Annotated in this window: 16 protein-coding genes and 1 rRNA gene; 8 read left to right on the top strand and 9 right to left on the bottom strand. The window is 36.7% G+C overall.

The genetic code is table 11. The annotated features are described in order from the left end of the window. Nucleotides 1-76 precede the first annotated feature (76 nt). The 3 genes from ACQKOF_RS21375 to ACQKOF_RS21365 all read left to right on the top strand — a co-directional run bounded on the left by ACQKOF_RS21375 (nt 77) and on the right by ACQKOF_RS21365 (nt 3366). Complete coding sequence (locus ACQKOF_RS21375; RefSeq protein WP_427561477.1) at nt 77-1516, top strand: PLP-dependent aminotransferase family protein; 1440 nt, start codon at nt 77-79, stop codon at nt 1514-1516. 386 nt (nt 1517-1902) lie between these two features. Continuing rightward, the gene (locus ACQKOF_RS21370; protein WP_427561474.1) at nt 1903-2700 is read left to right on the top strand and encodes a MerR family transcriptional regulator; all 798 of its coding nucleotides are present in this window, start codon (nt 1903-1905) and stop codon (nt 2698-2700) included. Nucleotides 2701-2721: 21 nt separating this feature from the next. Continuing rightward, nucleotides 2722-3366 carry a methyltransferase family protein gene (locus ACQKOF_RS21365; RefSeq protein WP_427561471.1) on the top strand — a complete coding sequence of 215 codons (645 nt, stop codon included), beginning with the start codon at nt 2722-2724 and terminating at the stop codon, nt 3364-3366. Between the two features lie 320 nt (nt 3367-3686). Here ACQKOF_RS21365 and ACQKOF_RS21360 read toward each other — a convergent pair whose 3' ends face one another. The 3 genes from ACQKOF_RS21360 to ACQKOF_RS21350 form a co-directional block, all read right to left on the bottom strand. Next, a complete protein-coding gene (locus ACQKOF_RS21360; RefSeq protein WP_427561468.1) occupies nt 3687-4232 on the bottom strand; it encodes an NADPH-dependent FMN reductase in 546 nt (181 codons plus the stop codon). A 144-nt stretch (nt 4233-4376) separates the two neighbouring features. Beyond that, the gene (locus ACQKOF_RS21355; RefSeq protein ID WP_427561465.1) at nt 4377-5234 is read right to left on the bottom strand and encodes a peptidoglycan DD-metalloendopeptidase family protein; all 858 of its coding nucleotides are present in this window, start codon (nt 5232-5234) and stop codon (nt 4377-4379) included. A 277-nt stretch (nt 5235-5511) separates the two neighbouring features. Next, nucleotides 5512-5958, bottom strand: a complete 447-nt coding sequence (locus tag ACQKOF_RS21350) for a MarR family winged helix-turn-helix transcriptional regulator (protein WP_427561463.1) — start codon at nt 5956-5958, stop codon at nt 5512-5514. A 152-nt stretch (nt 5959-6110) separates the two neighbouring features. Here ACQKOF_RS21350 and ACQKOF_RS21345 point away from each other — a divergent pair, with 152 nt between their 5' ends. The 3 genes from ACQKOF_RS21345 to ACQKOF_RS21335 all read left to right on the top strand — a co-directional run bounded on the left by ACQKOF_RS21345 (nt 6111) and on the right by ACQKOF_RS21335 (nt 8822). Then, nucleotides 6111-6515: an Ohr family peroxiredoxin gene (locus ACQKOF_RS21345; protein ID WP_427416234.1), complete on the top strand. Its 405-nt coding sequence runs from the start codon at nt 6111-6113 to the stop codon at nt 6513-6515. A 28-nt stretch (nt 6516-6543) separates the two neighbouring features. Further along, nucleotides 6544-7167, top strand: a complete 624-nt coding sequence (locus ACQKOF_RS21340; RefSeq protein WP_427561460.1) for a nitroreductase family protein — start codon at nt 6544-6546, stop codon at nt 7165-7167. A 272-nt stretch (nt 7168-7439) separates the two neighbouring features. Then, the gene (locus ACQKOF_RS21335; RefSeq protein ID WP_427561457.1) at nt 7440-8822 is read left to right on the top strand and encodes a dipeptidase; all 1383 of its coding nucleotides are present in this window, start codon (nt 7440-7442) and stop codon (nt 8820-8822) included. Between the two features lie 119 nt (nt 8823-8941). Here ACQKOF_RS21335 and ACQKOF_RS21330 read toward each other — a convergent pair whose 3' ends face one another. After that, nucleotides 8942-9514 carry a nitroreductase family protein gene (locus ACQKOF_RS21330; protein WP_427561455.1) on the bottom strand — a complete coding sequence of 191 codons (573 nt, stop codon included), beginning with the start codon at nt 9512-9514 and terminating at the stop codon, nt 8942-8944. Between the two features lie 287 nt (nt 9515-9801). Further along, nucleotides 9802-10296, bottom strand: coding sequence for an amidase domain-containing protein (locus ACQKOF_RS21325; protein ID WP_427561452.1), 495 nt, complete (start codon nt 10294-10296; stop codon nt 9802-9804). A gap of 183 nt (nt 10297-10479) precedes the next feature. Here ACQKOF_RS21325 and ACQKOF_RS21320 point away from each other — a divergent pair, with 183 nt between their 5' ends. Continuing rightward, nucleotides 10480-11502: a DUF2804 domain-containing protein gene (locus ACQKOF_RS21320; protein WP_427561449.1), complete on the top strand. Its 1023-nt coding sequence runs from the start codon at nt 10480-10482 to the stop codon at nt 11500-11502. A gap of 264 nt (nt 11503-11766) precedes the next feature. Here the strand turns inward: ACQKOF_RS21320 and ACQKOF_RS21315 are convergent, their stop codons facing one another. Continuing rightward, a complete protein-coding gene (locus ACQKOF_RS21315; protein WP_427561446.1) occupies nt 11767-12483 on the bottom strand; it encodes a glycerophosphodiester phosphodiesterase in 717 nt (238 codons plus the stop codon). A gap of 172 nt (nt 12484-12655) precedes the next feature. On the opposite strand from ACQKOF_RS21315, the gene helD reads away from it, so the two are divergent. Next, a complete protein-coding gene (helD, locus tag ACQKOF_RS21310; RefSeq protein WP_427561444.1) occupies nt 12656-14893 on the top strand; it encodes an RNA polymerase recycling motor HelD in 2238 nt (745 codons plus the stop codon). A 455-nt stretch (nt 14894-15348) separates the two neighbouring features. Here the strand turns inward: helD and ACQKOF_RS21305 are convergent, their stop codons facing one another. The 3 genes from ACQKOF_RS21305 to rrf all read right to left on the bottom strand — a co-directional run. Continuing rightward, nucleotides 15349-15441, bottom strand: coding sequence for an S-layer homology domain-containing protein (locus ACQKOF_RS21305; RefSeq protein WP_427561546.1), 93 nt, complete (start codon nt 15439-15441; stop codon nt 15349-15351). Beyond that, a complete protein-coding gene (locus tag ACQKOF_RS21300) occupies nt 15438-15746 on the bottom strand; it encodes an S-layer homology domain-containing protein (RefSeq protein ID WP_427561441.1) in 309 nt (102 codons plus the stop codon). Before ACQKOF_RS21300 ends, ACQKOF_RS21305 begins: the two co-directional genes overlap by 4 nt. 973 nt (nt 15747-16719) lie before the next feature. Beyond that, a 5S ribosomal RNA gene (rrf, locus tag ACQKOF_RS21295) occupies nt 16720-16812 on the bottom strand; the annotation flags it as partial.

Here is a 16812-nt window from a genome sequence, read left to right as displayed (position 1 = left end):
TAGAATAAAATAGAACTGTCATATTGAAAAGAGACAGTTTGTTATTTTTTTAATAGGACAGTTTAAGGAGAAAAATATGTTTTTTTATTTTGATCGAAGTAAGAATCATGAGCCTTTTCATGTACAATTATATAATTATATAAAAAATGAAATACAATTAGGTAATTTAATAGCTGGTGAAAAATTACCTTCCATTCGATTTCTTGCTCACGAATTAAATGTTAGCAAACAAGTTATACACTCTGTCTACCAGCAGTTGCTTGCTGAAGGATATGTAGAAAGTAAACCAAGAAGTGGAATTTTCATTCTACCTTTCGAAAATTTTAAATTTATATCAGACCCTAGCCCCATCAATAATGTCAAAGAAGTCGAGTCACCTAACATTTCAATCGATTTCTTTTATAGTTCATTAGATCCCTCCAAATTCCCTCTTCGGGCTTGGAGAAAATGTATGAATAGAGCTTTAGAAAATATTAATAATATGACTAGCTATGGAGAAAAACAAGGCGAGTTACATTTAAGAAAACAAATATCACATTATGTCCGTAAATCTAGAGGTATTAATTGTTCGAGTGATCAGATTTTTATTTTTGGTGGTACTCAACAAAGTTTACAATTCATTACGCGCTTATTAGATTTAGCATCAACTATGGTAGCTATCGAAAATCCCGGCTATGAAGACGCGAGAGCAGCATTCGTTCAGAGTCAGTGCAAAATTTGTGACATTCCATTAGATGAAGATGGTATTTCTGTTTCGCATTTAAAACAGACTTTAACAAAAGCTGTTTATATTACTGCTTCACATCAATTTCCGATGGGAATGGTTTTACCTATAAAAAAAAGACTGGAACTGTTAGAGTGGGCAAAGAGAAATGAAAGTTACATTATAGAAGATGATTATGATAGTGAATTTCGTCATATTGGAAAACCTATACCTCCTTTGAAATCATTAGATAATGAGAATCGAGTGATTTACTGTGGCACATTTTCAAAAAGTTTTTCACCTTCCATAAGATGTAGCTATGTAATTCTACCTGATGATTTAGTTAAACATGGGATTCAACATCTTAAATCATATAGTCAAGGGGCTTCACTGATTATTCAAGATGCACTTGCACATTTTATGGAAGAAGGTTATTTTGAAAAGCATTTACGTCGCATGAAAACAACATACCAAAAGAAACATAAAGTACTATTAAAAGCAATTGAAAATTACTTATATCCTTTTGTTGAAGTAATAGGAGAAAAAGCTGGTCTGCATGTATTACTTTATTTAAAACATATAAAAGCGGAGGATTTAATTATTGAAGCTGAAAAATTGGGTGTTCGAATTTATTCCCCAAATGCCCATTGGTCTCTTCAAAAGCCAGAATCCATTATTATGTTAGGATTCGGAGCATTATCAGAACACCAAATCGAAAGTGGAATTCAATTATTATCTTCCATTATTAATCATGGAGCTGTTCCGAAAGGAGACGATAAAAAACCTTTTGAGGTCAGTTCATTTCAAACATAGACATTTTTGACACAGCGGGCAAAACATTCAGTAAATGATGAAGAATTTCGTATAAGGATTGCCATAGCCTCTGAAGTTGATCCAAGAAGTCCCTTTTACAGACTTTCTAGATCAACTTTTTCCTTTTATCTAAATAAAATAAATAATTTTTATATCCCCATATATAAACCTTAGATTTCTTATCAACAGTTTGATTTACACCTGGGGAATGTATACCCAACTTGAGGTTAAATCAAATTCATTGAACTACTCCCACCCTAATGCAGTCTCACAATCTATTACTCCCTAATTCCGCCAATATTTTATATGACGATAAAAAAATTTAGTTACATTGATTGACCCTCCACTTACAGGAAGCATTATATTTAAAACAGGAGGTGATTGTTATGCTTACGATCGGTGAGTTTTCAAAGGTCTCACATCTCACATTGAAGACTCTTCGCTACTATGATGAAATTGGACTTTTAAAACCCGCTTTCATAGACGCTAAAAACAACTATCGCTATTACGATATTTCTCAATTAGAAACAGCTTTATTGATTGCACGCTTAAAAAGCTATTTATTTTCATTAGAAGAAATCAAGGTTATTTTAGCTAATTGGGAGAATACCGAACTTTTTAACTCTAAAATGAAAGCCAAGCAAGAAAATCTGACACAACAGATTACATTTTATTCTTCGTTGTCAAAAAAATTAAAGCATGATATTCAACTATTAGAAGAAGAGAAAAATATCATGGGTTATTTAGATCAGATTGAGATTAAACTTGTGGATCACTTAACCTATCATATATTATCTCAACGAAAACAAATAAATACCGCTGATTTTCTAATACATTTTAATGAGTTGTTTAGTAAAATTTTGTTTGAAAATTTATCACCTATTGCCAAGCCACTTGCTATTTTCCATAGTTCAGAATATGAACCTGAAAATTATGATGTAGAAATTGCCATTCCTCTTGCAATGGCCACAAATAAAACAAAAGTGTTTAATCCGGGCCTTTGCGCAATGGCTACGCTTATTGGCTCTTACGATGAATTACCTTCTATTCATACAAAGCTGCATGTTTGGATTGCTGAAAATAACTATAAACTGAACGGTGCTCCGTTTGAAGTTTATCAAACGGACCCCTATAGCACACCAGAGGAGAATAATATTATAGAGGTATATTTCCCTATTAAATAAAAAATGAAGGAGCGTCTTACAATGTATGGTATAAGCAAGTCAACGATAAAGGAAAAAATCTTGATTTTAGTTGCTGAGATTATCTATTTAATCATTGCCTATTATTTACTTTTCATTACATATGACAAATCAGGCATTTCACTAGGGCTTTTTATTGCTTTAATTATTACAGCTTTACGATTAACAGCTATGATGTTTATATGGTTGCCTAGGGGTATTGCATGGCAAGAAGCTATCATGAATAGTCTAGCTTTCGGGATTTATTATTTAGGTTTCCCCATTTTAATGATTACTAGTAATCAGGATCCAAACTTAACAGTACTTATTGTAGGCTGGATATTGTTTTTAGGGGGCAGTATGTTGAACACAGTTTCAGAGTTACTTAGAAAACCTTTTAAGGACAATCCTGAAAACAAAGGTAAACTATATACAGACGGTTTATTTAAATATGCGATTCATATTAATTATCTTGGAGATTGCCTTTGGGTACTAGGCTTAGCGCTAATCTCTAACAATATTTATAGTTTGCTTATCCCTCTAGGTTTATTCTTAGTATTTGTTTTTGGCTATATTCCAAAATCTGATGATTACTTACAAAACAAGTACGGAGAACAATTTACATTATATAAACAGACAACTAAAAAACTAATCCCTTTCATTTGGTAAATGGTAACAAACTTTGAAAACGGAGTATTCAAGATCATCTATTGTAGGGTGATCTTGAACTCGTTAACCAATTACCATTTCAACCAGTTATCTAAAGTAGCATTTCCTAACTCAATGTTGTAATCAGCAAACGCTTGTTGTTCGGTGTTAATTTCTTTTCCACAAAAGAAAAAGCCTTACTGTGCTAGAAGTAAGACCTTTCTACTACGGTAAAATATTTAATTGTCGATAGCTAATTTTAGATACCTTGGAAGAGCTACGCCACCATATCGTAAGGTAGAATTGTGCTTTATAGTGCATCCGTGCACTTGTTGATTATGTTATTTATTAATCTCGTACACTAAACTATTGATAAGGTCAATAAGTGATTGCTTGGTGCTCTCGTCTTTCACTGTGGCATTATCATTAAATTTAGTTCCGACAGCTGGAACTAGCAACGATCCATTTTCAACAATAATCGTATCAAGCATGCCTAGAGTAAGTAGTAAAGATTCATGCGCTTTGTCTCCTCCAGTAACTGATGGAGAAGCTGTTATAACAGCTACGGGTTTTTTATAAAGTTCGGCAGATGAAACAAGCCACTCTAAAGAATTTTTCAAGACTCCTGGAACACTTTTTGCATATTCTGGCGTACAGATTATAAGTGCATGTGATTCAGCTAACGTTTTTCTAAAATTCTCTACAACAGCTGGTGGTTCCGTTCCATCTATATCTGGGTTGAAATGCGGAATATCTTTTATTCCGTTATAAATAGAATAATCAATATCTTCAGGAATAAAAGCTGCTAAAGCCTTTAATATATTCGTATTGGAAGAACCTTCTCGAATGCTACCTGAAATAGCTATTATTTTTTTATGTTTCACCATTCTATCACCTCCTGAATAGAATACTTGCACAAATACATAAAAATCAAAAATATTGAACTATCTTATTGAAAAGTAACTTAATCCCGCATTCATCATTGAGGTGAGAGACTTCCATACCTGACACTTTGCTTTCGCTTCGTATGTTTAAGATATCGTATCCCCTTGTATTGGCTCTTTACCATCTTTAAATAGAATACGAATGGACTTTCCATATACAAGATCAGGGGAATCCATTACCTGAAAATGAATATGAGGTTCTGATGAATTACCAGAGTTTCCGCATTTCCCAATAAGTTGCCCTTCTGTTACGATTTCGCCTGCTTTTACTAAAATTGAGTTATTTTTAAAATGTGCAATCATACTAAACTCATGATTCGCATGTTCAATCATGACATAGTTTCCTGCTGGATTATGTTCATCCATTTTCCCTGGTACATTATCTTTTTTTCCATCTACAACTTTTACGATTTTACCATCTGCTGGTGCTATAATATCTTCATCAAAAGCATAAAAATTTTCATTTCGAATTTGGCTATTTTGATAAGATTGTCCATCTTGAACTTTTACTAAATCGTAAGCATATCGCTGATTTTCATATACATAATGATAATTTACAAATTCATTCGTACCACCCCAAAAAACAAACCACTCACCTCTAATTGGCATTATAAATTTATTTTCTGTATATTGTTGATCCGTTTTTGGATAAGCAGTAAAAGGCTTTAAATAAAAACGCTGTATTTGATTGAATTCATCAAAGGAAGCTACAACTACTTTCTCTCGTTTATCATCTGACCATACGTAATGCGTTAAATTTTGTAATTTCGTCTTTGTTTCTAATTGATATTTTTTAACACCCTTATTAAAAAATGTGCTTAGCTCCATGAATTGTTCTAAAGTGACCATCTTTTGAAAGTCTTTTGATGTAGCATCATAAACTTTTTCGTAACCTTCTCTTAACCAGATATCTATGATTTCTTCTGGACTACTGAACTTTTCCACAACAACACCCCCATTAATGTATAAATAAAACATTTACTTGTATTTACGAGGTTTAATTTCGTAAAGTTTCAGTAACTACCTTTTTTCCAAATTAACTAGTTTGACAATCCCTCTCATTTGGATGTACAAAAACACCTGTTTATCCCTGTTTTTATTATATAAAACAGAAAAACGCCAACTTGATAGCTGACGTTACTAAATAATACAATTTGATTATTTTGTGGCTGAATCTTGTGTGCATTGATCCAATAGTTCAAGGAGAGACTCATAAATCAGTTTATTTCCCTAGCTTTTCATCCTTAATTGGCAAGTCGTTTTGTAAAATATCTTGAAGGACGATTTTCAGCTGCATATACTGCTGCTCTGAAATGTTCGTTTGCTTCATTACTTGACGTGACACTTCAGGTAGCTTTTGACGTACTTCAATCCCTGCTTTTGTTAAATAGATTTTCATATGTCGCTCGTCTTCCTTGGAACGCTCACGACGGACGTAGCCTGTTACCTCTAACTTTTTTAGTACTGGTGTTAATGTACCAGAGTCTAAAAATAAACGTTGCCCCAATTCCTTCACCGTAATTTGCTCATCGTCCTCTAGGGCTAGTATGGCGATATAACTTGTATAAGTTAAATCGTATGGCTTTAATAACATCGTATATTGTCGAATGATTTCCTTTGAAGTCGCATACAAAAGAAAGCATAGTTGATTATCTAAATGATTCGGCATAGGAATCCCCTCTTTAAGTACTTTTGATACTATTAATATTAAAAATAAAGTTTCTACTTGTCAAACACAATTAAATTGTATACAATCAATATCGCGCAATTAAATTGTGCACAATCTATTTGAATGGTTCAACAGAAGAGGAGGTTAATCTTATGAAAGAATTATATACAACAACAATGATTAATGATGGTGGCCGTAATGGTAAATCGTATGCAGAGGATCAATCATTATCATTAAATATTGCACCACCTGGCTCAAAATTAGCGGATGTTACAAACCCAGAACAACTATTTGCAGCAGGTTATAGCGCTTGCTTTAATAGCGCGTTAGATTTAATTAAACGTCAAAAGAAAATTCAAGGGGCATCAACAATTAAAGCAACGGTTAAACTAATTGAGCAAGCTGCATTTGACTACGTGCTTGCTGTTGACATTGAAGGACATATTGAAGGCTTATCAATTGAAGAAGCACAACAATTATTAGAGATTACACATACCGTTTGTCCCTATTCAAAAGCGACAATGGGCAATATCAACGTAACAATTAAAGCGGTTTAATTTATATTTAGTAAAAGAGGGAAATAAAATGACAACTACACCAGTAAAAAAAATTATGCACGAGCGTAAATCGGTTCGTAAATACAATGCTAACACAACGATTTCTCGTGAAACGATTATGCAACTGTTAGAAGATGCAACTTCATCTCCATCTTCAAGTAATATGCAGCCATGGCGCTTTATCGTCATCGATGATAAAGAAATCCAAAAGAACATCAATATTTTTTCATTTAATCAAGAACAAATCGAAACAGCATCTGCCATTATCGCTGTCATTGGAGATACAGAAATGTATCTAAATGCAGAGGAAATTTATGCAAAAAACGTTGAGCTAGGCTATATGCCTGAAGACATTGCAAGTAAGCTTGCACAGGACTCTCTAGCAATGTATGGTGCAATCCCAAAAGAGGCACTACTAAATATCGTTCACTTTGACGCAGGCTTAATTTCAATGCAAATTATGCTATTAGCGAAGGAAATGGGCTATGATACAGTCGCAATGGGCGGCTTCGACAAATCAAAATTTGCTGAATATATGGAATTACCACCGAACGAAGTGCCTATTTTATTACTAGCCATTGGCGAGGCAGCTGGACCAGCTTATGGTTCTTCACGTCTTCCAATTGAGCGCCTTGTACGCTTCAATAAATAATTCATCGGTTGTACGATAGATTTTAGCAATGTCCTAGAATGCATTTGGAGGACATTGCTTTTTTATAAATAGAAAAGAACAGTGATGAAAGCATGTGACAAGCATCCAGCAAGAAATGGTCTGTGATTGGTAAAGGTACATCTCTCTGTTTCGATATTCTGTGGGGCTAATCAATAATAAAAACGTCTGAAACCATTGCTATAACAAGATTCCCCAACCACATTATGCTATACTATTTCTATTATCGAAATATTTGAAAAGAGGGATGCTAGATGACAAATTTACAGCAATTAGATGCGTATTTCTCAGAACATCGCGAAGCACACTTACATGAATTAAATGAATTTTTACGTATTCCAAGTATTAGTTCTTTATCAGAGCATAAAGGAGATATACAAAATGCCGCTGAGTGGCTGGCAAACGCTTTTAAAAAGCTAAATCTTGAGAACATCTCCATTACGCAAACTGCAGGTCACCCTGTTGTTTATGCTGATTGGTTACACGCAGAGGGTAAACCAACTATTCTATTTTACGGTCATTATGATGTACAGCCGGTTGACCCATTAAATTTATGGGAAACGGAGCCATTCAACCCTACAATCCGAGATAACAAACTATTCGCTCGTGGTGCTAGTGACGATAAAGGACAAGTGTTTATGCACTTAAAAATGATTGAAGCATTATTTGCAACAACTGGCACTTTACCAGTGAACGTGAAATTCATCTATGAAGGTGAAGAAGAGATTGGTAGTCCTCACCTTCCTGCCTATGTCGAAGAGCATAAGGAGAAACTAGCTGCTGACTTAATTTTAATTTCTGATACAGGTTTATATGGACCTGGTAAGCCTGCTGTATGCTATGGATTACGTGGCTTAACGGGGGTTCAAATTGATGTTCGTGGTGCAAAAGGAGACCTTCACTCTGGTCTTTACGGTGGCGGTGTACAAAACGCTATTCATGCATTAGCTGACATTTTAGCATCCTTCCGTGATGAGCATGGCACAATTCAAGTTGAGGGCTTCTACGATAAAGTTTTACCATTATCTGAAGAGGAACGCGAAGCTTATCGTGCGCTTAGTTTTGATGAAGAATCCGTGAAGGAAGAAGTTGGCGTGAAGGAATTATTCGGTGAAGCTGGCTATTCTTATTTAGAACGTACTTGGGCACGCCCAACATTAGAGGTCAATGGTGTGTTTGGTGGTTTCTCTGGCGAAGGCATTAAAACAGTGCTTCCTGCTGAGGCTGGCGCAAAAATCACATGCCGTCTAGTACCAAATCAAGAGCCTAATGAAATTGTAGCACTATTAAAAGCACATATTGAAAAACATAAGCCAACTGGCGTTGAAGTGACTATTTCTGAATTCGATAAAGGTCGTCCATTCTTAACACCATTTGATCATCCATTTATCCAAGCTGCTGGCCGCTCATACGAAAAAGTATATAACGTGCCAACTGCTTACACACGTGGAGGAGGATCGATCCCTATCGTGGCTGCCTTTGATGAAATTTTAGAATTGCCAGTAGTGCTAATGGGCTTCGGCTTATCAAGTGAAAACTTCCATGCACCAAATGAACACTTCCATTTAGAAAACTTCGATAAAGGATTACGTGTTTTAAGCGATTATTTATTTGAGGTAGCGGAATTAAAAAAATAAATTAAACAAATCCCCTCGCCAATTTTATGAGGACTCAAAAAAAGTCGATTTGCATCACATCTTTCGTGGCAAATCGACTTTTTAGTGCCCCCAAATTTTAACGAGAGGATTTTGCTATGTTATTCTCCGAAAAACGTGACGATATCTGCTGATTTTTTACGTTCTTTCCCTTTTGGTACTTCATCAAAATAGCCAACTTGTAGCATCGCGATTACGCGCTCACCCGGCTGAACCTTTAAGGCTTCACGGAATTTCGGATTATCTAGGAAGCCAGGTGTTTTCCAGCATGAGCCGATTCCTTTATCCCAAGCTAGCAATTGAATATTTTGAATAAAAATACTTGCCGCTGCGTAATCTTCTAATCGCTCTTTTTGTCGTGCATCCTCTGGAACGATTACAAAAGCATAGCCACCCGGTAATGTGAATTTCGTCATTTGCTTCGCTAAGTCTTCACTTGAAAGCTCCTGCCATTTCGGTATCGCTAGATCACGCAATAAATTATGAAGAGCAGCTAACTCCTTACCACATGCAGCGACTAAACGCCAAGGCTCTCGGTTTCCATGATTCGGTGCCCATACTGCATCGTCAATAATGGCCATTAAATCTTCACGATCTACCGGCTGGCCATTAAATTTTTTAATAGAACGACGCTCAATGATCGCATCCCTAACAGACAAAAATTGTTCACTCATATACTCTTATCTCCTTCTATAACAATACAATAATTAAAATTTATCTTCATTCAGCAGAAGACTCCCTCCTCTGAAGGTGGTGAGATAAATTCAGATATAGTTCCTTTTTTTGGGTGTCCAAACACCTACTGAATGAAGATAAAGCCTCCGGCGGATGTCACGGATTTTGAAAGGAATGAATTGTGCATGCACAATTCAAAATCCGGACGCAATTACGCCAAGGCGAAATTGATATCTTCTATCCTTCACATTATCATAAAATGATGAGCTTTAACACTACTATCACCTTAAACGAAACTATCGTCTATATGAATGAAATAATAAGTCATGCTTGGCGTATAGGCCGTTGAATCTTCATAAAAATACGGTCGATTAATACTATCTGAAGTGTGTGCGTTAACATATGGAATACCATTTTGAATACTTGTCACGATTACGGAATGATCAATCCTTCCATCTCCTTGAAAATCTAAAAAAATGATATCTCCAAGATCTAGCTCCTCGGCAGATTGTACACGCCTACCCTTCAACCCAGTTGTAGAGCCTTCCAAATACCATCTAAGGGAATGTGCAACAGACCAGCTAAAGCTCCAATTTCCATGTTGAACCCACCAACCCTTCCCTCTGTTTGGAGCACCTCGCATTGGTGCTCCTCCGGCAAGTAAACATTGAGATATATAGTTCGTACAATCAACAGTAAAATTCGGAAATGCTGGATTACGTCTGTTCCACCACAAGTTCGCATACTGTACAGCGGCCTGTCTGTTATACATTTTTGCCACACTCCTCCTCCTTATGTTCAACATATGTATAAAGAGGTTTTTCTATTAGTTAGGTCCTTATTCATAAAAATGTCGAATGTGGTCTTAATTGGTACTAACTTTGCCAATTTTAAGATTGTTTTTGCTACAATAAGGGTAAGGAATTATAGATTTTTACTTTATGAATCAGAAGGGATGTTGAAATTGAAGCAGCATGCTGAGAAAGAAATTATACAACCTACTCTTTTATGCGATAAAAAAGGTAATTTAAATCCAGCTGCCATCGGATTTGCTCGTAAACCTCTCATTAACAGCAATTTGAGTGGCCATATCATGCGCAAAAAGAAATGGAATTATTGGTGTGTCTACGGCGATGAGATCATCTTCTCAGCTACTATTAGCCATCTAGACTACGCAGCGGTCTGCTTCGTCTATTTCCTTGAATATGAAACACAGCGCTACTTTGAAAAAACAATTACAATTCCATTAGGTGGAAAATTAAAAATGCCTACACAGGTGCTAGATTCAGTATCCTTCAAAAATAGCGACATGATGATTGATATGACATATGTACAAAATGAAACACATCTATCAGTTTCAATCCCTGACTTCGATGGAGATGTTTTACGTGCAAAGCTTGTTATTCAGCATCCGTCTACAGATGAATCATTGAATGTAGTCATCCCTTGGAACCGTAAAACATTCCAATTTACAGGTAAGCATCATATACTCCCTACTTCTGGATTCGTGACAATTGGTAATCGCCGTTTTACATTTTCCCCTGAGGAAAACTTCTCTGTACTAGAATACAGTCGAGGTGTTTGGCCGCGTACATCCACATGGAATTGGGGCATGGCCTCACAACGAGTTCGAGGTAGACGAATCGGACTCAATTTAGGTGGTAAATGGACAGACGGAACTGGAATGACCGAAAATGCTGTTTTCGTTGAAGGTAAAATGACAAAAATACATGAGGATGTACTGTTCAATTATGATCAAGAGGATTTAATGCAACGGTGGAAAATTAAGACTAAATTCACTAACCAAGTTTCATTAACATTCTCCCCATTCTTCGAGCGTGTATCCGTCACAAAAGCTGGTCTCATAAAATCTGAAGTACATCAAATGTTTGGCTATTACGACGGCTCCGTATTACTAGACAATGGCGAAACACTTGTAATCAAGCAAATGCTAGGCAGCATCGAAGAAAATCGCGTCAAGTGGTAGGAACAGAAAAATTTAATTGCTATCTTTTCATACTAGGATTTAACGCACTGATATACGCGCACCCTCAGCGCGTTAAATCCGAAAAAGCCCACGAATAACGCCTAGCCAGTGCTTTGGCGGTTCTATCCGCTACTTTTGCCTTTCTATCCGTCGCTCTGACTTCTATCCGTCACCTCGGCTTTTCTTTCCGTCGCTCTCGCCTTCCTATCCGTCGCTTTGACCATTCTTTCCATCGCTCTGACAGCTCTATCCGTCGCTCCTATCCTATGCCAATCCCGACACTATCTTTTCCGGGTCATCTGTAAATATTGCCTGTACACCGAGCTGCTGTAATTGTTTTGCGTGATCGACATCATTAACTGTATACACACGTACAGTCGCTCCTTCATTTAGAGCTTCTTGTATCGACCTGCGAAACGCTGTAGGTAAGCTGACATGTATAGCATCTGCCGGGATTTGAGCTGTATAGCCATTAAAATCAACTAAAATTCCCGCAAACAGCGCCGCTTTTTCGATATACGGTGCCCTTTGTGCGACGATCTGAATAGATTCATGATTAAAGGAGGAAATAATTACTCTCTCTGTCATTTGATATGCAGCTACTTCCCTAATAACAAGCGCTTCTATCCCGTCATATGGAAATATATCTGTTTTGAGCTCAATATTAATGCGATGATTTGTGCCTGCAAACAGCTCTAAAATGTCTCCTAGAGTTGGAATGCTTTCACCCTCAAATTCAGAAGAAAGCCATGAACCAAAATCAAATGCACGAAGTTCTTGTAGCGTATAATCCTTTACGTAGCCAGAGCCGTTAGAAGTGCGATTGATCGTTTCATCATGAATAACGACTAACTCCCTATCCGCTGTTAAATGAACATCTAGTTCAACCCCTGTAATTGGTAGTTTTGATGCGGCCACAAAAGCAGCCATAGTATTTTCAGGGTAATGTTCTGAAACGCCTCTATGGGCAAAAATATCCAAATCTGATAACCTCCTGTTTCGCCCACCTCTCAACAGAGTAGCTGGTGGGCCATTATATTTCAGTTTCCCTTTTTCCTATATAAGCCTAATACAATTTCACTTGATGGTAAATATTATATATAGTAGTATGATAATCTATTTGAAAATGCAAGTACTTAGGAGGTGCTAAAGAATGACTGCACAACATCCAGATTTTCAAGCTGAAGTGGAACGGCTAGCTTCCACTAAAAATTACATGCAGCAAATTTTAAATGAATCACAAAGAGGTTTGCAATCTGCTCAGGAAAATATTCGTAAGTCGATGGCTGATCTTGATTATTTAGATTCAAGTTTGGGCTATATTAATATCTTAGCAAATGCTCGTTTCTTTGAAATGGCCCGAAACCAAAAGGAAGGCTTAGAGGCCATTCAAAAAAAGCCATACTTTGCCCGAATTCATTTTCAAAAGACAGGAGATCCTGAAGAATTCCTTTATATTGGAAAAACCTCTTTGTTTCACCGAGAAACCCACGAGCCTATTATCGTCGATTGGCGTTCGCCGGTAGCAAACGTCTATTATGATGGTCGCCTTGGGGATATGGAATATGATGTTCGCGGAGAAATCCATAAGGGACACCTATTTGCCAAGCGACAATATAAAATCAAAGATGGTGAATTGCTTGATATCCGGGATATTGATTTAACAACCAACGATGAATTACTGCAAGAAGCATTAGCTGGAAAAGCAGATGTGCGTTTGACAGAAATCGTCTCTACCATTCAAAAGGAGCAAAACGAAATTATACGAGCACATCTTCGTCAGCCTATTATCGTACAGGGTGCTGCTGGTAGTGGAAAAACAACCATTGCCCTACACCGAATATCTTACTTCCTCTACACAATGGGCGAGCATTTTAACCCAGAGCAGCTCATGATTTTAGCACCGAATAAGTTATTTATCGATTATATTGGTGATGTTTTACCAGAGCTTGGTGTCGATAAAATTTGTCAAACAACCTTTACCGATTACGTTCTAGCTGCAACTAAGCTAAAACTGAAACTACAAAACCCAAATGAGCAGTTAGAATCGCTTGTTGCAGGAGAACCCCAACAGGCAGCTTCTTGGATATCTGAAATGAAGGGCTCTCTTTATTACCGTGATGTAATAGAACGATACGTTCAAAAAATAGAGCAGGAAATCGCCAACCAATTTGAGGATGTTTTCATTGAAAAATATTGCATTATGCGCGCCTCCCATTTAAAGAAGCTATTTTTATATGAATTTTCTTATATGCCGATTGAAAAACGACTAGCACATATTAAAAAAGTGCTAGCAAGCCATGTCCGTCAAAAGAAACAGGCTATTTTAAATACGCTTCATAAAAAATATGATGAAGCACTTGGCAGAGCACTTGATGGATTTCGTGATGATGACAAACGACGTCGTGTTGTCACGAAGTTTATTGATGAGCGCGATGAACGCATTCCTGCCATTGAAAAAGAGGCAAAATCAACTGCAACAGTTTATATGCGACGCTTTTCTAAACATAACATCAAGACTCTCTATCGTACTCTTCTAACTAATGCTGAGCTTTTAACAGAGCTTGCACCGGAATGGCATTACATTGAGCAACAGCAATTTTTACAGGCACACGTTAAAGAACAATGGGTGCTTGAAGATTTAGCTGCACTTTATTATTTACAAGCTCGTATAAAGGGCATTCCAGATGAATGGAAAATGAGAGTTGTTTTTATCGATGAAGTACAGGACTATAGTTTATTTCAGCTTGCTGCTTTAAAAACAGGGCTTGAAACAGATATGTTTACGATGGTTGGTGATTTAGCACAAGGAATTCATAGCTATCGTTCTCTTACTGCCTGGGAACCTGTCCAAAATCTATTTCCTAGAGCAAGCTTTAGAACACTTCAAAAAAGCTATCGAACAACAATTGAAATTATGGATGTTGCGAACAAGGTTTTAGCACAAATGGATGAACAGCTTCCATTAGTAGAGCCAGTAGTTCGTCATGGCAATGTCCCTACCTATATAGCGGCTTCATCATTCGATGCCCTGCAAATACAAGAAATTTTTGATGCCATTCGAGCCAATGGACATCATTCCATCGCTTTAATTTGTAAAACGACTGCAGAGGCGCTAACAATGCAACAAGCATTAAAAGACAAAAAAATTGCTTCTCAGCTTTTAACTGAAAACGAGTCTATTAATCAGGATTTATTGCTCGTTGTTCCGAGTCATTTAGCAAAAGGTCTTGAATTTGATGCTGTTATCGTAGCTGCATTCGATACACCTTTCTACGATACGAAGGTTGATCGCAAGCTACTTTATGTGGCACTTACTCGAGCCATGCATGAGCTTTATTTAATCGGCCCAACAAAGAATACATTTCTATTAGAAAATGAACAGATGTAATAATCAATTTTACCTTGGTGTAACTGTAGCTGACGCTTTGCTTTCGCTACAAAAACATTTGCTGAAAGAAGATAAAAAAGTCGCTATTAAGGCGACTTTTTTGCATCGAACATTGAATGCTCATTTATCAATTCCGAGGCGGTATACGGTAAAACCTCCCTCTGGATAAGTACGCTTTCACAACTTTCCACCATGACCTTGGTGCTTCCCTTGGAGGAGACTTCTTTTTAGGTAGTGCCGGCATGCGCATGATAACGACTCCTTTCATAGGCTTACTAATACTATATGAAGATAGTTACAAATTTATGATAAAAAGACTCCCAATAGCTTAATTGTTCCTACGACTCCCCGATTTATTCGCAAATAATTAATGTAGTACCTATTTTTCTTTTCATTTATCAAAAAATTGAAAGAAAGATGTATCGAATATACGATACATCCCTCTTTTTCACGTTTTATAACACAAGTGCTCGATACATAAACGCTGTAAATTGTGCGCGTGTTAAGTTTTCATTTGGTCTAAAATTACCGTTTTCATCGCCTACTATTGCCTTCTGGCGTTAAGCCAAATGCAAGCACCATCATTTTTGCCATTTGAGCACGTGTTATATATGCATTTGGAAAGCTCCGTTTGAACCATCCACGATACCTGCTCGTTGCAGTCGTGTAATTTGTTCATAATATACATGCTTTTAGGTACATCCGAAAATGATACAGCATCTCGAATTAGTGTTGGTTGTAATGCACGGTCAATCATAAGTACCACATGTTGACGTTGAGCCAAATCGTTTGGTCGGAAAGTGCCATCTGGATAACCTTTAATAATGCATCGCTTGGCAATTTCTTTAAACACATTTTCCCTCTTTTAAGTCTTTTTTTACTTTTCATCTATTGCAATGACCGATTATATAGCATTTTACAAAATAATAAAAATCAACTTTTGTTGCTTTTCTTGCATAATTTGATAATAGTGAATTTGAAATTAATGAGTTTTTATAATTCACACTTGATTTGAATGATTTTCAACGAGTATTGTTGAAAACTATTAGTCCTATTTGGATTTTGTGTATGACATGACCCTAGGGTTAGTGATGGTACCACCTCTGTATTACTTGCAACAGTCGAATCATCAAGAACCGTTTTTCAAGCTTATCACCATAACGTGTGGTTGATTGATTTCCATTCCGACTGCGCGCTTTCCTGGGGGCGTCCGATGATCCAATGAGCCGCTTCGTATTCGCACAGATAAATTGCCATAGGACGTGGCATTCTTAGACTGAGTTCCTCTATTTCAATAGTTATTTGGTTATCTACTGAATGAAGATAAATGGTATACATTTTAACAGATGTCATCCACAACTTTTGGTGATAAGCCATTTTTCAACTCTTTATACAAAATTATTCCACTTTCAAAAAGCAAAAAAGGACATCCTTTTATCTTAATGATTATGTTTATTAAGGTGAAAACTTCTGGGGAAAGATGCAAATCAATCTTTGCTTACTTTTGAACATATTTTGAGAAACTGCTTATTTGCATTATTAAGAGTAATTATTTTCAACTTTATATGGTGCCCCTACAATGTGGTGTTTTTTGTTACAACACCCTTTGTAAAATCCCATGCTATTGTATGCTCTATATCCTTATACCATGTTTGTCGGTGCCACTGGGGCTAGCAGCAATTCATCTTCTAACACTTCCTTAAACAATACTTCACTATCTCTCATTGCATCAAAAGTAACAATATAACTTTTATTTTCCATAGAACAAGAGATTATTTATTTTCATAGAAAAAAAGCCGAGGAATAAATCCTCGACTTTTCCAGGTGCCTAGCGACGTCCTACTCTCACAGGGGGAAGCCCCCAACTACCATCGGCGCTAAAGAGCTTAACTTCCGTGTTCGGTATGGGAACGGGTGTG

This window comes from Lysinibacillus sp. NPDC093190, from assembly GCF_050280425.1.
In the GTDB taxonomy this organism is placed as follows: domain Bacteria; phylum Bacillota; class Bacilli; order Bacillales_A; family Planococcaceae; genus Lysinibacillus.
The sequence above is the reverse complement of the archived record's forward strand: the minus strand, read 5'-3'. Positions and strand labels throughout refer to the sequence as shown.

Excerpts from the sequence above, each read along its gene's own strand:
- ACQKOF_RS21365 (WP_427561471.1), top strand. The coding sequence starts at position 2,722 with ATGTATGGTATAAGCAAGTCAACGATAAAGGAAAAAATCTTGATTTTA.
- ACQKOF_RS21340 (WP_427561460.1), top strand. The coding sequence starts at position 6,544 with ATGACAACTACACCAGTAAAAAAAATTATGCACGAGCGTAAATCGGTT.
- helD (WP_427561444.1), top strand. The coding sequence starts at position 12,656 with ATGACTGCACAACATCCAGATTTTCAAGCTGAAGTGGAACGGCTAGCT.
- ACQKOF_RS21375 (WP_427561477.1), top strand. The coding sequence starts at position 77 with ATGTTTTTTTATTTTGATCGAAGTAAGAATCATGAGCCTTTTCATGTA.
- ACQKOF_RS21335 (WP_427561457.1), top strand. The coding sequence starts at position 7,440 with ATGACAAATTTACAGCAATTAGATGCGTATTTCTCAGAACATCGCGAA.
- ACQKOF_RS21345 (WP_427416234.1), top strand. The coding sequence starts at position 6,111 with ATGAAAGAATTATATACAACAACAATGATTAATGATGGTGGCCGTAAT.
- ACQKOF_RS21360 (WP_427561468.1), bottom strand. The coding sequence starts at position 4,232 with ATGGTGAAACATAAAAAAATAATAGCTATTTCAGGTAGCATTCGAGAA.
- ACQKOF_RS21330 (WP_427561455.1), bottom strand. The coding sequence starts at position 9,514 with ATGAGTGAACAATTTTTGTCTGTTAGGGATGCGATCATTGAGCGTCGT.
- ACQKOF_RS21370 (WP_427561474.1), top strand. The coding sequence starts at position 1,903 with ATGCTTACGATCGGTGAGTTTTCAAAGGTCTCACATCTCACATTGAAG.
- ACQKOF_RS21350 (WP_427561463.1), bottom strand. The coding sequence starts at position 5,958 with ATGCCGAATCATTTAGATAATCAACTATGCTTTCTTTTGTATGCGACT.